Annotated in this window: 17 protein-coding genes; 6 read left to right on the top strand and 11 right to left on the bottom strand. The window is 70.4% G+C overall.

The genetic code is table 11. The features are described 5' to 3' along the window. Window positions 1–4: 4 nt before the first annotated feature. From katG to LQ938_RS04285, 3 genes are all read right to left on the bottom strand, one after another. The gene (katG, locus tag LQ938_RS04295) at window positions 5–2356 is read right to left on the bottom strand and encodes a catalase/peroxidase HPI (RefSeq protein WP_223723562.1); all 2352 of its coding nucleotides are present in this window, start codon (window positions 2354–2356) and stop codon (window positions 5–7) included. Beyond that, window positions 2353–2820: a Fur family transcriptional regulator gene (locus tag LQ938_RS04290; protein WP_223723563.1), complete on the bottom strand. Its 468-nt coding sequence runs from the start codon at window positions 2818–2820 to the stop codon at window positions 2353–2355. The genes katG and LQ938_RS04290 overlap by 4 nt, the downstream gene beginning before the upstream one ends. A gap of 66 nt (window positions 2821–2886) precedes the next feature. Continuing rightward, complete coding sequence (locus LQ938_RS04285) at window positions 2887–3882, bottom strand: stage II sporulation protein M (protein WP_223723564.1); 996 nt, start codon at window positions 3880–3882, stop codon at window positions 2887–2889. A gap of 16 nt (window positions 3883–3898) precedes the next feature. Here LQ938_RS04285 and LQ938_RS04280 point away from each other — a divergent pair, with 16 nt between their 5' ends. Further along, window positions 3899–4705: an RDD family protein gene (locus LQ938_RS04280; RefSeq protein ID WP_223723565.1), complete on the top strand. Its 807-nt coding sequence runs from the start codon at window positions 3899–3901 to the stop codon at window positions 4703–4705. 733 nt (window positions 4706–5438) lie between these two features. Here the strand turns inward: LQ938_RS04280 and ahcY are convergent. Further along, complete coding sequence (ahcY, locus tag LQ938_RS04275; RefSeq protein WP_223721942.1) at window positions 5439–6899, bottom strand: adenosylhomocysteinase; 1461 nt, start codon at window positions 6897–6899, stop codon at window positions 5439–5441. A gap of 63 nt (window positions 6900–6962) precedes the next feature. Next, window positions 6963–7169 carry a DUF3499 family protein gene (locus LQ938_RS04270; RefSeq protein ID WP_223721941.1) on the bottom strand — a complete coding sequence of 69 codons (207 nt, stop codon included), beginning with the start codon at window positions 7167–7169 and terminating at the stop codon, window positions 6963–6965. A gap of 147 nt (window positions 7170–7316) precedes the next feature. Between LQ938_RS04270 and LQ938_RS04265 the strand changes: the two genes are divergently transcribed. Continuing rightward, entirely contained in the window at window positions 7317–7754 is a 438-nt protein-coding gene (locus LQ938_RS04265; RefSeq protein WP_223721940.1) for a metallopeptidase family protein, read from the top strand. A 90-nt stretch (window positions 7755–7844) separates the two neighbouring features. Here the strand turns inward: LQ938_RS04265 and LQ938_RS04260 are convergent, their stop codons facing one another. The 4 genes from LQ938_RS04260 to manA form a co-directional block, all read right to left on the bottom strand. Continuing rightward, window positions 7845–9251 carry a DUF5719 family protein gene (locus LQ938_RS04260; protein ID WP_223721939.1) on the bottom strand — a complete coding sequence of 469 codons (1407 nt, stop codon included), beginning with the start codon at window positions 9249–9251 and terminating at the stop codon, window positions 7845–7847. Next, a complete protein-coding gene (locus LQ938_RS04255) occupies window positions 9248–12118 on the bottom strand; it encodes a glycosyltransferase (RefSeq protein ID WP_223721938.1) in 2871 nt (956 codons plus the stop codon). The genes LQ938_RS04260 and LQ938_RS04255 overlap by 4 nt, the downstream gene beginning before the upstream one ends. A gap of 300 nt (window positions 12119–12418) precedes the next feature. Beyond that, window positions 12419–12742, bottom strand: coding sequence for a WhiB family transcriptional regulator (locus LQ938_RS04250; RefSeq protein ID WP_223721937.1), 324 nt, complete (start codon window positions 12740–12742; stop codon window positions 12419–12421). 770 nt (window positions 12743–13512) lie between these two features. Further along, window positions 13513–14733 carry a mannose-6-phosphate isomerase, class I gene (gene manA, locus LQ938_RS04245; RefSeq protein ID WP_223721936.1) on the bottom strand — a complete coding sequence of 407 codons (1221 nt, stop codon included), beginning with the start codon at window positions 14731–14733 and terminating at the stop codon, window positions 13513–13515. 42 nt (window positions 14734–14775) lie between these two features. Between manA and LQ938_RS04240 the strand changes: the two genes are divergently transcribed. From LQ938_RS04240 to LQ938_RS04230, 3 genes are read left to right on the top strand one after another with little or no spacing between them, the layout of a single operon-like run. Then, complete coding sequence (locus tag LQ938_RS04240) at window positions 14776–16176, top strand: O-antigen ligase family protein (RefSeq protein WP_223721935.1); 1401 nt, start codon at window positions 14776–14778, stop codon at window positions 16174–16176. Then, window positions 16173–17501, top strand: a complete 1329-nt coding sequence (locus LQ938_RS04235; protein ID WP_223721934.1) for an O-antigen ligase family protein — start codon at window positions 16173–16175, stop codon at window positions 17499–17501. The genes LQ938_RS04240 and LQ938_RS04235 overlap by 4 nt, the downstream gene beginning before the upstream one ends. A 12-nt stretch (window positions 17502–17513) precedes the next feature. After that, window positions 17514–18509, top strand: a complete 996-nt coding sequence (locus tag LQ938_RS04230) for a glycosyltransferase (RefSeq protein WP_374197471.1) — start codon at window positions 17514–17516, stop codon at window positions 18507–18509. Here LQ938_RS04230 and LQ938_RS04225 read toward each other — a convergent pair. Together LQ938_RS04225 and LQ938_RS04220 are read right to left on the bottom strand one after the other, a co-directional pair. Beyond that, entirely contained in the window at window positions 18494–19237 is a 744-nt protein-coding gene (locus tag LQ938_RS04225) for an ABC transporter ATP-binding protein (RefSeq protein ID WP_223721932.1), read from the bottom strand. The genes LQ938_RS04230 and LQ938_RS04225 overlap by 16 nt on opposite strands. Continuing rightward, window positions 19237–20028: an ABC transporter permease gene (locus tag LQ938_RS04220; protein ID WP_223721931.1), complete on the bottom strand. Its 792-nt coding sequence runs from the start codon at window positions 20026–20028 to the stop codon at window positions 19237–19239. Before LQ938_RS04220 ends, LQ938_RS04225 begins: the two co-directional genes overlap by 1 nt. Window positions 20029–20217: 189 nt before the next feature. On the opposite strand from LQ938_RS04220, the gene LQ938_RS04215 reads away from it, so the two are divergent. After that, window positions 20218–22251: an acyltransferase family protein gene (locus LQ938_RS04215; protein WP_223721930.1), complete on the top strand. Its 2034-nt coding sequence runs from the start codon at window positions 20218–20220 to the stop codon at window positions 22249–22251. Window positions 22252–22278: the final 27 nt, after the last annotated feature.

The following is a 22278-nucleotide window of genomic DNA, read 5'->3' as shown; positions in this document are numbered from 1 at the left end:
GAGATCAGACCAGGTCGAACCGGTCGAGCTCCGTGACCTTCGTCCACGCGGCGACGAAGTCCCGCACGAACTTCTCCTTCGCGTCATCGCTCGCGTAGACCTCCGCGAGCGCGCGCAGTTCGGAGTTCGAGCCGAAGAGCAGGTCGACGCGGGTTCCCACACCGACCGGCGCCCCCGAGCCGTCCTTCGCTCCGGCGAACGCGTGCGAACCCGGGTCGAGCGGCTTCCAGGTGGTGCCGAGATCGAGCAGCGTGACGAAGAAATCGTTCGTCAGCACGCCCGCACGGTCCGTGAAGACGCCGTAGGCCGAGCCGTCCCAGTTCGCCCCCAGCACGCGCAGCCCGCCGACGAGCACCGTCATCTCCGGCGCACTGAGCGTCAGAAGATTGGCCTTGTCGATCAGGTGGTGCTCCTGCGGGAGGGTCGCGTTCGGGCCATAGTAGTTGCGGAATCCGTCGGCGGCCGGCTCGAGGAACGAGAACGACACCTCGTCGGTCTGCTCCTGCGTCGCGTCGGTGCGTCCCGGGTGGAACGGCACCTCGACCTCGTAACCCGCATCCGCCGCCGCCTTCTCGACCGCGGCGTTACCGGCGAGCACCAGCAGATCGGCGAGCGAGACGGTCTTGCCGTCGGTGCGCCCCTCGGCGAACGACGTCTGGATCTTCTCGAGCTCGGCGAGCACCTGCGCGAGCTGCGCGGGGTTGTTGACCTGCCAGTCCTTCTGCGGAGCGAGCCGGATGCGGGCGCCGTTGACGCCGCCGCGCTTGTCGCTGCCACGGAAGGTCGAGGCCGCGGCCCACGTCGTCGATACGAGCTGCGAAACGGTGAGACCGGAGCGCAGGATCTGCTCCTTGATCGCCGCTGCATCCGCCGCGTCGATCAGCACCGCGGGGGCCGCGGGCACCGGGTCCTGCCAGAGCAGTTCCTCCTGCGGAACCTCGGGGCCGAGGTAGCGGTCGATCGGACCCATGTCGCGGTGGGTCAACTTGAACCACGCGCGGGCGAAGGCATCGCCGAATGCGACCGGGTCGTCCTTGAAGCGGCGTGACACCCGGTCGTAGTCGGGGTCGACGCGCAGCGCCAGGTCGCTCGTCAGCATGCGGGGCTCGCGGCGCCCGGACGAGTGCGCCAGCGGCACCATGTCGGCGCCTGCACCGTTGATCGGTCGCCACTGGTGACCGCCGCCGGGGCTGCGCATGAGCTCCCACTCGTACGCGTAGAGAATGTGGAAGAACTCGTTGTCCCAGCGGGTCGGGTGGTAGGTCCAGGTGACCTCGAGGCCCGACGTGATCGTGTCGTCGCCCTTGCCGGTACCGAAGTTGTTCTTCCAGCCGAGACCCTGCATCTCGAGGCCGGCCGCCTCCGGGTTGTCCTCGATGTTCGTGTCGGGCGCCGCGCCGTGGGTCTTGCCGAACGTGTGACCGCCCGCGATCAGGGCGACGGTCTCTTCGTCGTTCATGCCCATGCGACCGAACGTCTCCCGGATGTCGCGCGCCGAGGCGAGCGGGTCGGGGTTGCCGTTGGGGCCCTCGGGGTTGACGTAGATGAGGCCCATCTGCACGGCCGCGAGCGGCTTCTCGAGTTCCCGATCGCCGGAGTACCGCTCGTCGGCGAGCCAAGTGGTCTCGGGGCCCCAGTACACGTCGTCATCCGGTTCCCAGACGTCCGGGCGACCGCCCCCGAAGCCGAAGGTCGCAAAGCCCATGGACTCCAGCGCGACGTTGCCGGCGAGGATCATGAGATCGGCCCACGACAGGTTCTGGCCGTACTTCTTCTTCACGGGCCAGAGCAGGCGACGTGCCTTGTCGAGGCTCACGTTGTCGGGCCAGCTGTTGAGCGGTGCGAACCGCTGCATCCCGGCTCCGGCGCCGCCACGGCCGTCGGTGACGCGGTAGGTGCCGGCGCTGTGCCACGCCATCCGGATCATGAACGGGCCGTAATGGCCGAAGTCGGCGGGCCACCAGTCCTGCGAGTCGGTCATGACCGACTCGATGTCCTGCTTCACCGCGGCGAGGTCGAGGCGCGAGAACGCCGCCTTGTAGTCGAAGTCCTCGCCGAGCGGGTTGGACACCGCCGGGTTCTTCGCGAGGATCTTGAGGTTCAGCTGGTTGGGCCACCACACGCGGTTCGCCGAACCCGCGGTCGGATGCGGCTGCGCGCCGGTCCAGGCGGGCGCCGCGGGGCGCTGGCCCTCGCCGTGGATGACGGGGCAGGAGCCGGCCGCATCCTCGTTGGAACGGGGACGATCCTCACCGTCGAACCGCTCGTCGACGGGGGTGTCGATGTCGGTGACGGACTGGTCGGTGCCGGTCGGGGTGTCGCCGATCTGCGGCACGGTACCTTCGTTGTCGGTCATGAGTGTCCTTCCGTTGACAGGTGGTTTTCGCCGGAGGCCGGGTCTGCGCAGTCCGCGCAAAGCCCCCAGAACGTCACTTCGGCGGTGTGGATGCGGTAGCCGTGCGTGTTCGCCGGCTGGAGGCAGGGCGCCTCGCCGACGACGCAGTCCACGTCCTCGACCCGTCCGCAGCTCGTGCAGACCAGGTGGTGGTGATTGTCATCGACGCGCATCTCGTACAGGCCCGGGTGTCCGGCCGGCTCGATGCGTCGCGCGAGCCCCGCGTCGACGAAATCGCCGAGCGCGTTGTACACGGATTGCAGGCTGATCGCCGGCACGTCGGCGCGGACCCGGGAATGCACCTCGTCGACGCGGGCGTGCGCCATCCCGCGGAGCGCGTCGTACACGCCTCGCCGGGTGTCGGTCACACGCAATCCGGCACCGCGGATCGCGGTATCGGCCGGGGAGAGAGGTGCGGGGGTCATCAGGCCCAATCTAGCCTAGTTTTGATCTGTTCAAAAGAAGGCGGGCCGATCGCCGGGCGGAAGAAATCAGCCCGCGACGAGCTCCGGAGCGCCGGTCTCGTCCTCGGTGAGGTCGCCGGTCTCCCCCCGCTGCACGGCGCGGCGACCGATCACGAGCATGTAGAAGAGGAAGACCGCCAGGGCGAGAGCGCCGAGTCCGAGCTTGATCGGCCACGGCCAGGGCTGCGGCGTCACGAAGCCCTCGACGATCCCCGACAGTCCGAGCGCGAACACGAGCCCGATCGCCACCGTGACAAGGGAGCGCCCCGCGGCCGCGAGCGCCTCCCCCCGCGAACGCGGCCCGGGAGCGACCCAGGCCCAGAAGATCTGCAACCCCGCGGCCGCAGCCACGAAGATGCAGGTCAGCTCGAGCAGACCGTGCGGAAGGATGAACGCGAAGAACACGTCGAGCCGGTCGTACGACGCCATCACCGCGGCGGACGTGCCGAGTCCGACCGCATTCTGCGCGACAACGTAGACGGGCCACACCCCGGAGATGCCGAACAGCACGCACTGGGCCGCGATCCAGGCATTGTTCGTCCACACCGTTCCTGCGAAGACGGCGGCCGGATTCTCGGAGTAATAGGCCGTGAACTGGTCTTGGGCGTACGACGCGAGCTGCGCGTCCGACCCGAGCGAGGCAACGAGAGCCGGATCGCTCGCGATCCACGTCGCCACCAGGGTCGCGATCAGCAGGAACCCGACGGTGACGCCGAGCGTCGCCCCGCGAACCCGGTAGAGCGCCGCGGGCAGCTGCAGGACGAAGAATCTCGGGATGCGGCGAAGGACGTTCTCCGATGCGCCGGTCAGCCGCAGCCTGGCGCGGGCGAGGACGAGCGAGAGGTGATCGGCCTGCGGACTCCGACCGGCCGTGGTCTTGACATCGGCGAGATCGGCGGATGCGGCCCGGTACCGCGTGACGAGCTCGTCGACGTCCGCGCCGGCGAGGCGGCGGGTGCGGGTGAGCTCGTCGAGGCGCTCCCACTCGGCACGGTGCGCGGCCGTCAGGGCGTCGAGGTCCATGTGTTTCACTGTACCCATGGCCTCCCCCGTGACCGTGGTCGATATCGCCCAGGACGAGGTATTGACCGGCGAAGCGGTGGCGCTCGACATCCAGCCGACCGGGTTCTTCCTCCGTGCGCTGGGCGCACTGATCGACATCGTGCTCGCGGTCCTCGTGTACGTGCTCTTCATCCTCGTGATGCTCTGGGCCGGCGGGTCCGGCCTCGATCCCGCCCTCGCGCCGATCCTGTCGATCGCCATGCTCGTGGTCGTGGCCGTCGTCATCCCCACCGTCGTCGAGACCGCCACGCACGGACGAAGCCTCGGCAAGTTGGCCGTGGGCGGCCGCATCGTCCGCGCCGACGGCGGTGCCGCCGGTTTCCGGCAGGCCTTCATCCGCGCCCTCGTGGGCGTTCTGGAGATCTGGATGACGTTCGGGGCGGTCGCCGCGGTGACCGGCATCTTCACCCCTCGCGCGCAGCGCCTCGGGGACCTGCTGGCGGGCACCTACAGCCAGCGCACCCGATCCCCGCGACTGCCCGAGATCGCTCCGGTCGTTCCGCCCGCGCTGGCGGCTTGGGCGACAGTGGCGGATGTCGCCCCGCTCCCCGAGCGGCTCGCCCGCCGGCTCAGCCAGTTCGTCCGCCAGGCGGAGGATCTGCAGCCGGCCGCCCGGGCGCGGCTCGCCCGCGACCTGGCTGCCGCGGTGTCCGCATCCGTCTCCCCCGTTCCCGAGGTCGATCCGGAACTGTTCGTCCGCGCGGTGGTCGCCGTGCGATTCTCACGCGAACTCGCCGCCGTGCGCCTGCGCGACGCCCGCGCCGCCACGCTCCTCCGGGACTGACGCCCGCCCGCGCCGGCGCGGCGGACGGCCGCGGGTCCGCCGCGCCGCGGGTCCGCCGCTTCTTCGGCCGTCGATGGCTCGTCAGTCGTCGGAACGAACGTCGCTGGGCCGCCTCATCCACCCCATCCGTGCGCATCTGCACCACCGGTCCGACGACTCACGCCGATTCGACGCACGGACGCACCCCCACGCACAGCACTTCCCCGCCCTCGCCGATCCAGCCCACTTGTGCCGGGACGCCGCCGATGGCTCGTCAGTCGTCGGAACGAACGTCGCTGGGCCGCCTCATCCGCCCCACCCGTGCGCATCTGCACCACCGGTCCGACGACTCACGAGCTACAGCCGTCGACTCAACGCGCGGATGCAGCCCACGCACAGCACATCCCCCGCCCGCGCCGACCGCCGCCGCCGACCGGTACGCGTGCCCGCACCGGGATCGTGCCAGTCCAGCCCATCTGTGCCGGGACGCCGCCGATGGCGCGTCAGTCGTCGGAACGAACGTCGCTGGGCCGCCTCATCCGCCCCACCCGTGCGCATCTGCACCACCGGTCCGACGACTCACGACCTACAGCCGTCGAAACACGGCGCCGGCCCACCGCAGGCGGGCACGGCCGCCAGAAACCCGCGGCCGGCAGACACCGCCCTCCCCGGCCGGGCAAAGCCCGCACCGCAACCGCCACGCATGCCGCCGGCCCGCCACCCGGACTCGGGTGGCGGGCCGGCGGTGCGCGACTCAGTAGCGGTAGTGGTCGGGCTTGTACGGGCCGTCGGCCGGGATGCCGAGGTAGGCCGACTGCTCGTCGGAGAGCGTCGTCAGCTCGACGCCGAGCGCGGCGAGGTGCAGGCGTGCAACCTTCTCATCGAGCGCCTTCGGCAGCACGTAGACACCCACCGGGTACTCCTCGGGGCGGGTGAAGAGCTCGAGCTGGGCGAGCACCTGGTTGGCGAACGACGCGCTCATGACGAACGAGGGGTGCCCGGTCGCGTTGCCGAGGTTGAGCAGCCGGCCTTCGCTGAGGACCAGGATGCTGCGTCCGTTCGGCAGACGGTATTCGTGCACCTGCGGCTTGATCTCGACCTTCTCGACACCGGGGATCGCCTCCAGCCCGGCCATGTCGATCTCGTCGTCGAAGTGGCCGACGTTGCCGACGATCGCCAGGTGCTTGAGCCCCTGGAGCTGCTCGACGGTCACGACGCGGGTGTTCCCGGTGCCGGTGATGACGATGTCGACGCTGTCGATGACGGACTCGAGCTTGGCCACCTGGTAGCCGTCCATCGCGGCCTGCAAGGCGCAGATCGGGTCGATCTCGCCGATGATCACGCGCGCACCCTGGCCGCGAAGTGCTTCCGCGGCGCCCTTGCCGACGTCGCCGTAGCCGACGACGAATGCCGTCTTGCCGCCGATCAGCACGTCGGTGGCACGGTTGATGCCGTCGGGCAGCGAGTGCCGGATGCCGTACTTGTTGTCGAACTTGGACTTCGTCACCGAGTCGTTGACGTTGATGCCCGGGAAGAGGAGCTTGCCGTCCGCTGCGAGCTCGTACAGGCGGTGCACACCGGTCGTCGTCTCTTCCGTGACGCCGATGAGTCCGGCAGCGATTCGCGTGAAGCGCTGCGGGTCGGCGGCGAGCGAGGCCCGCAGCGTGTCGAGAACGACCCGGTACTCGGCGGATGCGGAGGCCTCCGCATCCGGAACCGCGCCGGCCTTCTCGAACTCCACACCGCGGTGCACGAGCAGCGTCGCGTCGCCGCCGTCGTCGAGGATGAGGTTGGGTCCGTCGAATCCTTCGGCGCTCCAGTCGAAGATGCGGTCGGCGAGCGACCAGTACTCCTCGAGGGTCTCGCCCTTCCACGCAAACACCGGCACGCCCTGAGGCTCCGCGACGGTGCCGTAGGGGCCGACGACGACCGCGGCCGCGGCCTCGTCCTGGGTGGAGAAGATGTTGCAACTCGCCCAACGCACCTGCGCGCCGAGGGCGACGAGCGTCTCGATGAGCACCGCAGTCTGCACCGTCATGTGCAGCGATCCCGCGATACGGGCGCCCTTCAACGGCTGCGTCGGGCCGAACTCCTCGCGGAGCGCCATGAGTCCCGGCATCTCGTTCTCGGCGAGGCGGATCTGGTGGCGACCGGCTTCGGCGAGCGCGAGGTCGCGGACGGCGTGGTCGATCGTGGTCTGCGTGGGGGTGGCCATGCCCCTATTGTCCCCCACGTGCGCACGGGTGCGGAGCGTATTACCGGGGCAGGATGGGGCGTGTTAGGCGCGGAGCGTCTCGTGACGGATGACGAGCCACCCCTTCGGCACCGACAGACGTTCGGTGTGGATGGCGCAGAGGTCGTGCGCATGCACGTCGCCGGCGCGGCCGAGCGGGCCGACCGCGGCCATCTGGTCGCCGTAGTCGTAGGTCAGCGTCGCGACCGCCTCGCGCGCGCACGCCACCTTCGAACACAGTCTGTCTTGCACCTGATCGACCCTACTCAGCGGATGCGGCACCCCCGGGTCGCCGCGCCGCGCGGGCCGGAGCCGGGCCCCGGAGCCCGCCTGATGCGCCCCCCACCCCGGCTCGGACGCGCCGCCGACAAGCCGGGACGCCCCGCCTAGGATGAGAGCATGATCCGCCGGCGGTCCCGCACCACCCCCACGCGTTCCCGGCCCGGTCGGCACGGGCGACACGGGCGTGAGGGCCGCAGCGCGGTCGTCCGCCCGCCGCTTCCGCCGCTGGAGACCCGTGTCGAACGCTTCGACATGGCCGTCGGGTCGGCGGCGGAGTTCCTGCGCGGCTCGTGGGAAGACCTTCGCGACGTGCGGTTCGAGATGGCCGACATGCCGCCGGCGACGGATGCGGACGGCATCCCGCGGTGGACCGCTCTGCCCGCCGAGAAGCGGATCGTGCTGTACCGGCTGCCCATCGAACGGCTCAGCCACCTGCATCGCGATGATGAGGCGCACCGCCGGATGATGATCGAGAGCTGCGTGTTCCGCGCCGCCGCCGACTATCTCGGCCGCGATCCGTGGGACCTCGGTCCGGATCGCTTCCGCGACCTCTGACGCAGCGCCGCAGAACGCTCAGGGCAAAACGCTCAGCGCCGCATCCTCAGGGCAGCAGCGCAGCAGCGCCGCATCCTCCGACCCGAAGGCTCAGGGGTAGACGGTGAGTGCTGCGGCTGCCGCATCCGCCGGCCAGATCGGGAATCCGCCGAGCTGACCCGCGCTCGCGTACGACACCGACGCCCGCACGGGCGCGTCGGTCTGCAGGCGGTAGACCGTGCCGGCTGTGGCGGCCACGACGGTGACGCCGGCGGCGGAGACGTTCGCGTCGATCGCGTCGCCTGGGCCCTGGACGGGTTCGAGCGTGACGTCGGCCGCCTCTCCCCCTCCGACGAGGAAGATCGTGGGCGACGGACCGGCGGGGACGGCGACGAGCGTCGGCGCGGCGAGCAGGGGCGCCGGGGTGTACCAGGCGAAGTCGGCCCCTTCGCCGAATCCGGTCGTCTGCCACACCGCCGCTGTGATCGGCGCGTCGGCGGCGGCAGTCACGGTGTACCGGCCGACCGCGAGGCCCGCGAGCTCCACTTCGGTGGGCAGATCCGCTTCGAGCGGTGCCTCCTGGCGGAGTACCTCGTCTCCGCGCTCGTCCCGCACCGTGACGGTGACGGTCGTCGCCGTTCCCGGTGACAGCACGCGGAGCACCGTCGTCGCACCGCTCGGGCCGGCGTCGACGGCGCTCTGCAGCACCTGCACCCCCGGCAGCACCTGGGTGGTCTCGGCGGCGACGACCGGTCCGGTCTGCTCGACACCGCCCGGAAGCAGGGTGCGCGTGAGGCTCGACTGCAGCACGGCAGACACGGGGGCACCGGATGCGGTGACCCGCACGATCGGCGCTTCTTCGCCGACGCCGAGGCTCGCGAGCGGAACGATCCGCTGGGTTCGCGGGTCGACGCGGAGTCCGGCGCCACCGGCGGGCACAGACATGCCCGTCGGGCTGTAGAGGCTGAGCTGCACGGTCGCCGCGACGTCGGACGGGTTCGACAGGATCACGAGGTCCGCCGCACCGGTCGTCGTCGCGCCTCCCACGAGCCAGGACTCGATGAGCGGCTGCCGGCAGGCGGATACGGTGTATCCGCGCAGATCGTCGGCCTCGACCGATGCGCTTGCGGCGGCGGCTGCGTCGGAGCGGCGATCGCCGTCGGGGGCAGCCACGAGGGCCGAGGCCGAGGCATCACCGCTGATCGCGGGCGACGCCGTCAGCGCAACGGTGTCCAGCGGAGACCCGTCGGATGCGGACACCGTCTGGCTGGATGCCGCCGAGGTGAGCCCGCCGGCATCCGAGGCGTCCCGGCCGAGCGCGAGGAGCGGCCCGGTGCAGGCGAGCACGGTGTCGGCCGGGGCCGGGGTGACGGAGAGGCTGACCGGCTGCGTCTCGTGAGTCGGCCAGGGTGCGGCGACTCCGACGCCGACCGCGAGCACGACGCCCGCCGCGAGGGCGGTTCCGACGACGAGCCGGGTACTGGTGGCAGCCCAGACGAGGGCGCGGCGGCGGGTCATTGTTCTTCCTCCCGGGCCCGTGGACCCACGGTGCGCGGCATGCGTCGGGCTTGGCGGCGCGATGCCGCCGTCGGCACGGAGAGCAGCAGAGCGACCGCGAACACGACGAACTGGATGAGCGAGATCGCGAGCGTGAGCCGGTCGTCCGCCGCGGAGGCCCCGGGTCGATCGGCCACGTCGGTCGAGATCCGCCAGAGCGTTCCCTTGGGTGTCGGCCCGACGGCGTCGAGGTCGCTGCGCTGGTTGAGCGCGGTCTCTGCGGTCAGGCGCAGGGCGCGGGCCGCATCCGACTCGGTCGCGGACTCAGGTGCGACCACGACGAATTGGATGCCGAGAGCTGCGGCACGGCGCACCACATCCTCGGACGACGCCGACACCAGGTCGGCCGTGAGCGCTGCCACCTCGCGGTCGTCCTCGGTCGGTGCCGGGCGCGTGGCGGTGAGGGTGGAGTGGCCGCCGAGCGTGTCGCTGCCGCCCCAGACGACGCGGGCAGCGACCGCACCCGAGTTCTGCGGGGTGATCAGGATCGTGCCGACGGAGAGGTCGTCCGCCCCCTGCGCCGCGACGTATGCGGGAAGCGTCGTGCTCGGACCGTTCTGCAGAAGCGCGGTTCCCCGCAGCATCGAGGTCGCCGACGGCACGGCCACGACCAACAGAGTGCCGATCACGACGCCCGCACCGACCACGCGCAGCGCGCGCCGCCGGACGGGGATCCCGGCGTCGAGCGCGACGATGGCCGCGCCCACGACGCCCAGCCACGCGAGGCTGAGCGCCCCGCCCGGCCAGATCGGCACGGCCGCAGCCGCGCTGCTCGCCGCCACCGCCACGCCCACCAGGACGAACGCCGAACCGAGTCCGAGGAGAGCGATCACGACGAGGACGCCGGAGATCATCCAGCGCGGGGTGAGAAGAGAGAGGAGCGCGAGCGCCCCGAGCGGAGCGACCAGGACGAGCACCCACGGAGCGAGACCCGCGAGGGTCGTGCTGGAGAGGAGCGTCGTCCAGCCGGCGAAGTCCTGCGTCGGGAACCCGCCGGCGAGCGCGAGGCGCCCCGCCGCATCCGCTGCGGCCTGCGGCCCCGCCCAGACCACGCCGGGATCGGCGAGCAGACCCCACGGCGTTCCCGCGTGCACCTGCACCCAGACGAGGGGCGCGAAGATCGCGATCGACGGCACGCCGATCCAGACGATGTGGCCGACGCCGCGGCCCGCGCGGGCGATGACGACGAGCATGACCAGCAGAGCCCACACGGCGATGAGGGCCGGTCCGAGCGACGGAGACGCCGCGACGACGCCGGCGAGCAGGATGGATGCGGCGCCCGCTGCCGCCCACGATCGATGCGCAACCGCACCCGCGTAGAACAGCCACGGCAGCAGCAAGTGGGTGATGACCGCGGCCGGACGGCCATCGATGAGTGCGGTCCAGAAGGTCGGCGCCAGCACCCAGGCGACGGCGGCCGTATTGCGCAGCAGCGAGTTCGGCGTGAGCCGGGTGGCGGCGAACCAGCCGCCGACGGTGGCGAGCGGAAGCGCCGCGATCCACAGCAGAACGAGCGCCCGCGAGGGGTCGCCCGGCCAGAACGAGCCGATCAGGGCCATCAGCGCCGCGAACGGGTCGGCGGGTCCGACGGTGTCCAGACCGACCGACCGCACCCCGTAGGCGGCGTCGGCCCAGAGCTGTCCGAGCGTCGCACGCAGCGGCTCGAGGCCGCCGCCGCCCAGCACCGACCACACGAGGAGCGAGGGAAACGCGACGACGGCGACGAGCAGCGCGGCGAGGACGAGCCAGGCGCCGCCGCCGGTGAAGAAGCGGAGCTCTTCGCGGATCGGACGATCGAACGCGTCGGCATCCGCATCCGCGTCGAAACGCTGTCGGAGCGTCGACCGCGTGATGCGGAGCGCCGCGAGCTGCGCCCACGAGCTGGTTCGTGAACGGCGGATGATTCCGCGCGCCCGCGCGATCGCTCCCCAGCGGAAGAACACGACGATCGACGCGCCCCACTCGGGCAGCACGCGGGCGGGCTGCTTGGCGACGAGCAGCGCCGCGGCGCGCCACAGTGCGAGCGGAATGAGCGAGAGCAGATGCAGGGGCACGGTCGCCGCCGGCGCGTAGACCATGCGGCGGTGAAGTTGAGCGAGCCGGATGGCGTACGCGCGACGGCGACGGCGTCGGCGGCTGGTCGGCGCAGGGAGCCCGGCGGTACCGTCGCCGTTCACCGCGACGTGCGCGGTGGGGACAAGGCTGACACGGTGCCCGGCGAGGCGGGCGCGCACGCCGAGATCGAGGCCCTCGTCGGCGCCGCCGAGCGACGGATCGATGCCGACGAGCTGGCGCCAGAGTTCGGCTCGGACGAGCAGTCCGCGAACGTCCGCCCCGAGGACGTCCTCGTCGGCGTCGTGCTGACCCTGGTCGAGTTCGTTGTCGGCGAGGCCGACCGTTCGCCCGTATGGCGTCATCGTCACGCCGAGCGACACGATGCGCGCGGGATCCTCCGCATCGACGAGCTTCGGGGCGACGATCCCGACGGACGGTGCCCGCTCGAGACCGGCCAGCAGCCGCGCGAGCGCGTGCGGCTCGGGGGCGGTGTCTTGCGCGAGCAGCCAGATCGCGTCGCCCGTCAGTCGCGGGCTGGCGAGGCGCGCCGCATCCGCGAAGCTCGTGGACCCGTTCGCGGTGATGACGCCCTCGGCTCCGGATGCGGCCGCCACCTCGGTGAGCGCACGGTCGGGGCCGCACAGCACGATCGTCAGCACATCCGCGGAGCGCGTCTGCGCGGAAAGGGCGTCGAGGGTGTGCTGCAGATGGGTCGCGGCGGCCTTGCGTCCATCGGGGCGCACGACGAGGAGAGCATGTACACGGGCGGGCATGGCCTGGTCAGCCTAAGCGCGTCGACCGAACGAACCGGGCGCACGCGCCGACAACGGCAATGTCACGGGTGGGGTGGGGGCGTGTCCCTCGCGGGACTGGGTGTGCGGGGCTCGACGCTCGCGGGGCTGGGTGCTCGCACGACCCGTATCACCGAGCGGGTCGCCGTCGCGACGGGCAGAGCTCGAGGTTGGGGTTGAGCGGGTCGCAAGACCGCGTGCGCCGAGGCGCGCTCGCGACAGCGTGTCGTCGCCGCGTGCTGGCTGGCTGGCTGGCTGGCTGGCTGGCGACAGAGTCGACGGTCAGGCGCGTCGCTTGAGCTTGCGGCGCTCGCGTTCGCTGAGGCCACCCCAGATGCCGAAGCGCTCGTCGTTCTGCAGCGCGTACTCGAGGCACTGGTCGCGAACGTCGCACGTCGTGCAGATGCGCTTCGCGTCTCGCGTGGATCCACCCTTCTCCGGAAAGAAGGCCTCCGGGTCCGTCTGTGCGCAGAGCGCATCGGTCTGCCAGGAGAGAGTGTTCTCTTCCTCGGCAGGCGCCTCACGGCGAACCCCGGGAACACCCAGGAACACCGGATCGACGAACCAATTGTCGGGAACGCCCGAACGGTACTGTGCGCCCGTCATCTGGTCTCCCCACTCGTCCGAACTCCGCTCGAAGGAAGCGGATGTATGAATTACACAGGTGTGATTCGCTGAAATCAAGTCGCAGATCGTAAACCCTCAACCCGCGCTCGAAACTTCACGACGCGCCGACGGCGTGTCGGATGCGGCGGATTCGTTACCTCGACACAGCGCGTGCCGCGTGTTCCGGGCGGAACTCGACGGAGGTGACGGCGTGTCGCCGCATCCGGAGATCGATCCTCCCGTAGTGCGCGACGCGCCCGGGACGACATCGGGACACTCGCGCGAAGCGACCTGCCGCGGTCCGCCCGCCATCGCGAGGGCGTGGCCACCGGCCCGAAGCGAGGCGGGGGCCGCCGGCCCGAAGCGAGGTGATCTGCCGAAGCGAGGTCCGTCTCGGGCCGATTCGTCCTCGCTCGGGCAGATTCCCTCGCTTCAGGCCGAGACCGGCGCGCCAGTGCGGCACGGGCATGGTGCGGGCGGCCAAGGTGCCGCGCGCACAGCCCTCCCCGCGCGCGGCCGACGCGAGGGGATTCCGCCCAGACGAGGACGCTCCGCATCCGAAAGCCCTCACCTCAGCAGATTCCCCTCACCTCGAACGCCCGATGCTGCACCAGACTGACCGCGACTGCGCCGGATGCTGCGCCGGGCAGGCTGCGACCACACCGAAGCTGCGCCACGACGACCGGATGCTGCATCGGGCAGACCGCGCCGCACCGGACACCGCGCAGCACAGCACAGCGCCGCACCGGACACCGCGCCGCACGCCCGGGTCAGCGCCCGGGCTGGGCCACGAAGACCTCGCCCGCACCGCTGATCACGAGCTCGCGCTCGTCCGCGGTTGCGAAGGCTGCCGCTCCGGGGCGGAGCGACACCTCGGCGCCGGATGCGGTGCGCACCACGGGCTCGCCGGCGACGGCCAGTGCGATGCCGGGGCCGTGCAGCGGCACGCGCCGCTCGTCGTCGGCGCCGGACGTGATGTGCCACAGCTCGAAGTCGGCGATTCCGGGCGCGAACACCTCGACGCCCTCGGCGACGGGCTGCGGAGCGAGGCGCGGCGGGGCATCCGGGCGCGCGTCCACGATCCGGAGCAGTTCGTCGACGTCGATGTGCTTGGGGGTCAGTCCGCCGCGGAGCACGTTGTCGCTCGCGGCCATGAGTTCGACGCCGAGTCCCGAGAGGTAGGCGTGCAGCACCCCGGCGGGCACGAAGACAGCCTCGCCGCGCGTGAGCGAAACGTAGTTCATCAGCAGCGCAACGACGACGCCGGGGTCGCCCGGGTAGGCCTCGGCGATCGCGCGGACGGCCGCGATCTCGGGCTCGAACTCGGCCGACGTCGCCGTGCCGAGCGCGGCGATGACGTCGTCGACCGTGTTCTGCGCCGACCCGGAGAGCAGCCACGCGATCGTGCGGCGGAGCGCGGCAGACGCGTCACCGTCGAGGGAGCCATCGCCATCGCCCCCGCCCTCGCCCTCGCCCTCGCCCTCGCCCTCGAGGGAGTCGGCGAGCGCACGCACCCCGGCGCTGTCGCCGAGGGCCGCAACGAGCCGGCGGGTCGCGTCGAGGTCGCGGAGGCCGGCGAGCGCCTCGAAGCGCTCGGAGATCGCGACGATCACCTCGGGCTTGTGGTTGTCGTCCTTGTAGTTGCGGTGCGGAGCGTCCGCGGCGACGCCATCCGCGTCTTCGCGCGCGGCGCCCGCCTCGGCCTCCGCCTTCGAGGGGTGCACCTGAATCGAGAGGGGGGATGCGGCGGCCAGCAGCTTCAGCAGATACGGGAGCCGGGCGGGGGTCTCCGCATCCGTTCCGTGCACGCTCAGCCACTCGGCGAGGGTCGGGTTCCCGTCGGCGCCGAGCCGGGCGGGCGAACCCGGGTGGTCGCCGAACCAGATCTCCGCCTCGGGCACGCCCGTGGGCGCGCGTCCTTCCAGACCCGCGATAAGAGTGGTCGATCCCCAGGCGTAGTCACGGGGCGTGTTCGTCAGCGCAGCCAGCACGCCCCCAGCCTAGGGGTGACGCCGGGATACCCTGAGTGCATCATGGCGGTTCACACCCTGCATCCGGTCGGCTCGCCGCCCGCGCCACCGGTGCGCGAGCGGACCTCGCACCTCCTGCTGCGCGCGTGGTGCGTCTTCGTGCTGTTCCAGGCGCTGGCGGGTGTCGGCTGGGTGCACGCCTTCGGCAACACGATCACGATCGTGGTGACCGTCGTCAGCGCGCTCGTCTCGATCGCCGTCTGGGTGAGCGTTCGACCGGCGATCAACGCGCGACGGCTGCCCTGGTTCGTCCTCGGCTATGTCGCCTGGGCGGCGGCCTCCATCCTGTGGTCGGCGTGGCCGGGCACCACGGCTCTCACCTGGTTGCTGCTCGCGATCACCACCCTGCAGGGCCTTTTCGTCGCGGCGATGCTCACGTGGAAAGAGACGGTCGCGGCGATCGCCGGCGCCCTCAAGTGGGTGCTCAGCCTCTCCCTGCTGTTCGAACTCGGCGTCTCGATCTTCGTCCGCGGGCCGCTTCTGCCCGGCTTCATCCTGCCGGCCGAGAAGATGGACCCGATCGTCTACTGGTCACGCGACAACCTGTTCGACGGCGGCCGCATCCAGGGCCTCTTCGGCAACGCGAATCTGCTCGCCGTCGTGGCGCTTCTCGGTCTCATCGTCTTCGCCATCCGCTTCACGGCCCGCGCCCCGCGGCGCGTGCTGCTCGTCGGATGGTTCGTGCTCGCGGCGTTCCTCTTCGTTCGCGCCGGGTCGGCGACGGCGTATCTGTCGGCCGCGGCTGTCGTCGTCGTCCTCGTGACGGTGCTGCTGATGCGGACGGTCAACCGGCCGGGCGGTCGCACGAAGTACTACGTGCTCTACTCCGCCGTCGCGGTCACCGGCGCGGCCGTGCTCTGGTTCGGACGGAGCGTCATCTTCGACGCGCTCGGCCGCTCGAGCGATCTCACGGGTCGCGAGGGAATCTGGCAGAGCGTCCTCGAGCGCGCGCAGCAGCATCCGGTGATCGGATGGGGCTTCGCGACCCCGTGGCTTCCCTGGGACCCGATGTTCGACGGCTGGATCGTCGACCACGGCGAGACCGTCATGCAGGCGCACAACATGTGGGTGGATGTGTTCCTGCAGCTCGGCCTGATCGGTGTGCTGATCATCGCCGGCATCTACGTCGCATTCATCTGGCGGGCGTGGTTCTTCGCGATCGACCGCCCGCGGTTCGATCTGCGCGACGATCGCCCCTACTCTCCCCTCACGCTGCTGCCGACGCTCGTCGCGACCGTGCTGCTCGTGCAGGGACTCGCCGAGTCGGGGCCGTTGCTCCTGTGGGGCTGGTTGTTCATCGTCATGCTCGGGTTCAAGGTCACCCAGTCGCCGCTCGTGGGCGTCGGCCCCGCCGAGCAGTCGCTCGCCATCGAGCAGGGCGAAGCCGTGTCGGACGCCGCATGACGGATGCGGCCGCCGTCCGCCAGGCCGGCGACCTGCTGCGTTCGGCGGCGCTCGCTCGCGCGTTCACGCTGACGACGATCGCCGCGGCGTTCGGCGCCTTTGCGATCGAACGGCTCGCCGGTCGGCTCACGTACGTGACGATCATCGCGGGGTTGTGCGCGGTGGCCGTCGGCATCCTGGTCGCTCGTCGGGCGGAGTTGTCGCTGCTGCGGCTGGTGCCGTTCTCGGTCGTCATCCTGATCGTCTGGGCGGGGATCAGCGTCGTCTGGTCGTCCGACCCGCCCAAGTCCGCGTGGGGGTGGGTTTCGCTGCTCGCGTTCGCCCTGCTGGCGATCACGATCGGTCATGTGCGCGACACGCTGCAGACGGCGCGCGCTGTCGGCGACGTCATGCGGTGGCTGCTCGGGGTCTCGCTCGGGGTCGAGGTGCTGTTCGGCATCCTGCTCGACATGCCCTTCCGGCTGTTGGGGGTGCAGGGCAACATCGCCCAGTTCGGGCCGGTGCAGGGCATTTTCGGCACTCGCAACGCGCTCGGCTTCATCGCGGTGCTCGCCCTCATCACGTTCGTCGTGGAGTGGCGCACGTCGTCGGTGCGGCCGGGGCTCTCGATCTTCTCGGTGGTTCTGGCGGGCGGGATGGCGGTGCTCTCGGACTCCCCCACCGTGCTGGTGATCGGAATCGTGGTCGGGCTCGCCACACTCGCTCTCATGGCCGTCCGGCACGCGCCGGCCGTACGGCGCCCCTCCCTGCAGATCGCTCTCGGCAGCACGGTGGTCGTCGGCCTTGTGCTGGCGTACGCGGCCCGCAATCGCATCATCGCGTTCCTCGGCGCAGGCTCGGACTTCTCGACCCGCGCGGATCTCTGGAACACGATCCTCGATTTCGTCCGGACGAACCCGGTGCAAGGGTGGGGGTGGTTCGGCTCGTGGACGACGACGGAGCTCCCGTTCCTCCCCATCAACCTCTTCCTCCGTGAGCGCCACGCGTCGGCGCTGAACGCCTACTTCGACGTGCTGCTGCAGATCGGCTGGTTCGGCCTGCTGCTGTTCCTGCTCGTCTGCGGCATCGCGCTGGTCCGGGGCTGGGTCGAGGCGAGCAACCGGCGCTCGGTGGTCTACACCTGGACGCCGCTGATGCTCGTCGCGCTGCTGGTCGATTCGATGTTCGAGAGCTTCACGCTGGTCGGCTACGGGTGGATGCTGCTCGTGCTGTGCGCCGCACGAGCAAGCCGGTCACGTTCGTGGCGCGATCGTGTGCGCGACGAGACGGCCGTGCCCCCCGAGCTGCCGAGCGGCATTCAGGGCGAGGACGGGAAGGGGCGGTAGGCTCGTCCCGCTATGGCCGCCGCACCGGAAAGTCACGACGTGCTCACTTCTTTCGACCCGGCATCCGCCACGATCGCGGTCGTCACCTACAACCGCTCCGCACTGCTCACGCGCCTGCTCGAGAGCCTCGTGGTGATGGACCCGAAGCCGGGCCACATCGTGATCGTCGACAACGCGTCGAGCGATGACACGACCGCCGTCGTGGAGTCCTTCCGGAGCCGCATCGGGAGCGAGATCGTCTATCGCAAGCTCGACACGAACACCGGCGGATCGGGCGGGTTCAGCGAGGGGATGCGGATCGCCTACGAGCTGGGCTCCGAGTGGATCTGGCTGATGGACGACGACGTCGAGGTACTCCCCGACGGACTCGCGCGGATGGGCGTGTGGGCACCCCGCTTCCAGAGCATCCAGGGGCGCCGGTACGACTACGACGGCAGCGAGTTCTACTGGCAGTACCGGGTCGCCGACCGAATGGGCATTCCGATCCCCTTCGCCCCGGCCGGGTTCGGCCCGTCGGGCTACAAGGAGATGAACTCCGGATGCTTCGAGGGCATGTTCATCCACCGTGACATCGTCCGCCGGATCGGTCTGCCCGACCCGCGCTTCTTCATCTACTGGGACGACCAGCTGTACGGCTGGCTGGCGTCGCGGATCACCACATCCGTCATCGTTGACGAGTTCGTGCTGCGTCGCACACGCGAGATCAAGCAGTGGGACATGGGCATCCGGCACATGAATGCGTCGAGCGACGCCTACCGCTACTACATCATGCGCAACCGCGCCCACATCAAGCGCTACTACCGCACGGTGGGCGCATACAGCCCCGTGCTGTTCGGCGCCGGCACGGCGCTGACGTTCGCGAAGGAGATCATCCGACTCCTCGTGGTGGAGCGGAAGGTCAGCGGTACCCGGCACCTGTTCCGGGGGCTCCGCGACGGTCGCAAGATCGCGCGCGATCGCTCGTGGCGGCCGATGCCGCCGCTGGATGCGGCTCAGCCCGCGTTGTAATCGGCGTTGTACCGATCGAGCACTTCGGCGATCGGCGCATCCATCTTCAGGGCACCCTTGTCGAGGTAGAGACCGCGGGTGCAGAAGCGGCGCAGGTCCTTCTCGTTGTGGCTGACGAAGAAGAGCGTCCGCCCGTCCGCGAGAAGCTCATCGATGCGGCGATAGCACTTCTCCCGGAACGCTTTGTCGCCGACCGCGAGCACCTCGTCGACGAGCAGGATCGGCTCCTCGAGCTGCGAGACGACCGAGAAGGCCAGGCGCACCTTCATCCCGTTCGAGAGGTGCTTGTATGGGGTGTCGACCGACTCGCGCAGTTCGGCGAAGTCGATGATCCCGTCGAAACGTCGCGCGACCTCCGCGCGCGGCATGCCGTGCAGGCCCGCGGTCAGGCGTACGTTCTCGCGCACCGTGAGATCGCCGACGAACCCGCCGGTGATCTCGATGAGCGGCGCCACCCCGCCGTGCACACGCACGTGACCCTCGTCCGGCAGAAGCACGCCCGCGACGAGTTTGAGGAGCGTCGACTTGCCCTGACCGTTCCGCCCGACGACCCCGATGGACTCCCCCGGCCGCACGTCGAAGGACACGCCTCGGAGCGGCCAGAACTCGCCCGGGCGCGAACGCCGCGACGATCCGGAGAAAAGATCCTTGAGGGTGCGTCGACCGCGCCGGTTGCGACGGAAGCGCACACCGAGCCCGCCGACCTCGATCGCGAGAGCGTCTGACATCACAGCTCCTTCAGCACGGATCGCTCCAGGCGACGGAAGACCAGCACACCGATGATCAGGATGAGGATGCTGGTGACCGCCCCGATTCCCACGCTCAGCGCATCCCACTGGTCGGGGAAGAACCCGACCCGGTAGAGCGTGAAGATGCCCGCCAGCGGATTGAGCGCGGCGAGGTCGGCGAATGCACCGGGAAGATCGGTCACTCCGTAGATGATCGGCGACGCGTAGAACAGCGCTCGCAGAACGAGACGTGTCGTGCGCTCGAGGTCGCCCCAGAGCACGCAGAGCGGCGCGACGATGAGACCGAGCCCGACGAGGAGGACGGCCTGCAGGAGCACGGCGACCGGGAAGAGGAGCAACCCCCATCCGACGGTGGCGCCGGAGACGACCGCGAACAGCACGAGCACGGGCAGCGAACAGAGGAACTCGATCCCCTTGCTGAGGGCGATCCGGTTGACCCAGATCGACCGCGGGATCGCGGTCGATCGCACGAGACGCGCGTCTTTGTTGAACGCTCGCGTGAAATCCGTGACCGCGGAGTTGAACCATACCCACGGCAAGAGAGCTGTAATGAGGAAGACGATGTACGGCTCTTCGCCGACGCCCCGCCCGAACACCTGCGTGAAGACGAACCAGTAGATCCCGCTCATGACGAGCGGATCGAGGACCGACCACAGGTACCCGAGTGCGCTGGTCGCGTAGCGCACCCGCAGGTCGCGGGCAGACAAGAGCCACAGCGAGTGGAGGTAGCGCCGCGGGGATCCGGGAGCTCCTACGGCGGCGGCGGTCACTGGACGAGTCTAGAGGCGAGGCTGCGGCGACGACTCCGCCGCCGCGACACCGCCGGAGAGTTCTCGCCCGAGTGGGGCGTCGTCTACGCTGTTCAAGCCCGAACCCCCTGTCCCCCCGGAACATCCTTGCTCTCCACGACATCGCCGCTCCCCTCGACGAGCACACGTCGCCGCCGACGCGCCGAGGGCGTGCGTACCGAGATCCAAGCGCTTCGCGCGCTCGCCGTCCTCGGGGTGCTGGTCTACCACCTGTGGCCCCTGAGGCTCACGGGTGGATTCATCGGCGTCGACGTGTTCTTCGTCGTCTCCGGGTTCCTGATCACGGATCACCTGCTGCGAGAGCTGGCGACGCGCGGGCGGATCAGCTTCGCGGGGTTCTGGGCCAAGCGGGCGCGGCGTCTGCTGCCCGCCTCCCTGCTCGTCCTGCTCGCCACTCTGGCGGGGGTCGCCCTCTGGGTCCCGGTCAGCCGTTGGGGACAGTTCGGATGGGAGATCATCGCCTCGGCGTTCTACGTCGAGAACTGGTCGCTCGCTGCCCAGTCGGTCGACTATATGGCGCTCTCGAACGTGAAGTCCCCGGTGCAGCACTTCTGGACGCTCGGCGTGGAAGAGCAGTTCTACCTCATGTGGCCGGTGCTCATGGTCCTGGGCGGCCTGCTCGGGGCACGTCTTCTCGCGGGGCGGCGGCGCGCGGGCATCGCCGCGGCCATCGCGGCGGTCGCCGCGGCGAGCCTGGTGTACTCCGTCGTGTTGACGGCCGCTCAGCCGACGGTCGCGTACTTCTCCACGTTCACGCGGGCCTGGGAGTTCGCCGCCGGCGCGTTGCTCGCCGCGGCCCTGCACCACCACTCATTCGCCCTCCCGGCACGACTCGCCGGTCTGGCGTCGTGGGCCGGGTTCGTCACGCTGGTCGCGTGCATGTTCGTGTTCGACGCCGATACGCCCTTCCCCTCGTGGACCGCCGCCGTGCCGGTCGCCGCGACGATCGTGATCATCACGGCCGGCGCTCCACGCACTCGTCTGTCGCCGGCGCGACTGTTCCAGCTGCGCCCTGTGCAGTTCGCCGGGGATGTGTCGTACGGCACATACCTCTGGCACTGGCCCTTGATCGTGCTCGTGCCCTACGCGAGCGGACACGATCTCTCGACGGTAGAGAAGCTCGTCATCGCCGGCGCCGCTCTGATGCTGGGGTGGCTGTCGAAACGCATCGTCGAAGATCCGGTCCGGCGGCTCCCGTGGCTGACGGCCCATTCGCCGGCACGCACGTTCCTCGCCGTCGCCCTCGCCACGACGCTGGTCGCCGGCGCGGCCTACCCCGTCGCAAGCACGGTGCTCCGTGCGCCGCCCGCGGCGGAAGCGGACACCTCCTGCGTCGGCGCCGACGCGATGACGGACGATTCCTGCCCGGCGCCGGAGGACGTGCCGCTCGTCGCATCGTTGGAGTCCTTCGCCATCGACCTCCCGCCCGCCGACGTGATGGGGTGCGAGCGCGCCGCATCCACGGGCGAGTTCGTGCGCTGCGACTTCGGCGACCTCGCCGGTCCCGGGCCGCACGTCGCACTGATCGGCGACTCCCACGCGACCCGATGGGTCGAGGCGCTCCGAACCGCTGTGGAGAGCCAGGGCGGCTCACTGAGCACGTTCCTCGTGTCCGGGTGCTCGATGATGTCGACCGAGCTCACCGGCAGCGCCTGGGGCTTCGACGCCGCCTACGGCGAACAGTGCCGCGACATCTCCACGAAGGTGCACTCCGTCGTCGCCGCGGACGACGAGTTCGGCACAGTCGTCCTGACGAACAGAACCCGCCTCTACGTCACCGACAACCTCGATTACCGCCCGCTGACAGAGCCGATGGTGGAAGCATCGATCTCTGCCCTTCAGGACGCCGGAAAGAACGTCGTCGTCCTCAAAGATCCGCCGGAGATGAACGCGATCCCCCCGCAGGGCGGCGGCAGCGCCGCGGATTGCCTGCTGAAGGCGACCTCGCCAGCGGACTGCGCTCTCCCCCGGTCGGAAGCGACCTTCGACGACCCGATGTTCGCTGCGGCATCCGCCCGTTCGGCGACGGTCATCGATCTGGACGACCTGTTCTGCACGGCGGATCGCTGCCTGTCGCGCATCGGCGGAGTCGTCGTTTACAGCGACGACAACCACCTGACGCGGTCGTACGCACACTCGCTCGTGCCGGCGCTCACCGCGCAGATCGCCCCGGCCCTCCGCTGAGGCGGGAGAGCCGGGGCGTCGCTCGGG

Origin of the sequence: Microbacterium sp. cx-55, from assembly GCF_021117345.1 — a bacterium.
Lineage (GTDB): Bacteria > Actinomycetota > Actinomycetes > Actinomycetales > Microbacteriaceae > Microbacterium.
The sequence above is the reverse complement of the archived record's forward strand: the minus strand, read 5'-3'. Positions and strand labels throughout refer to the sequence as shown.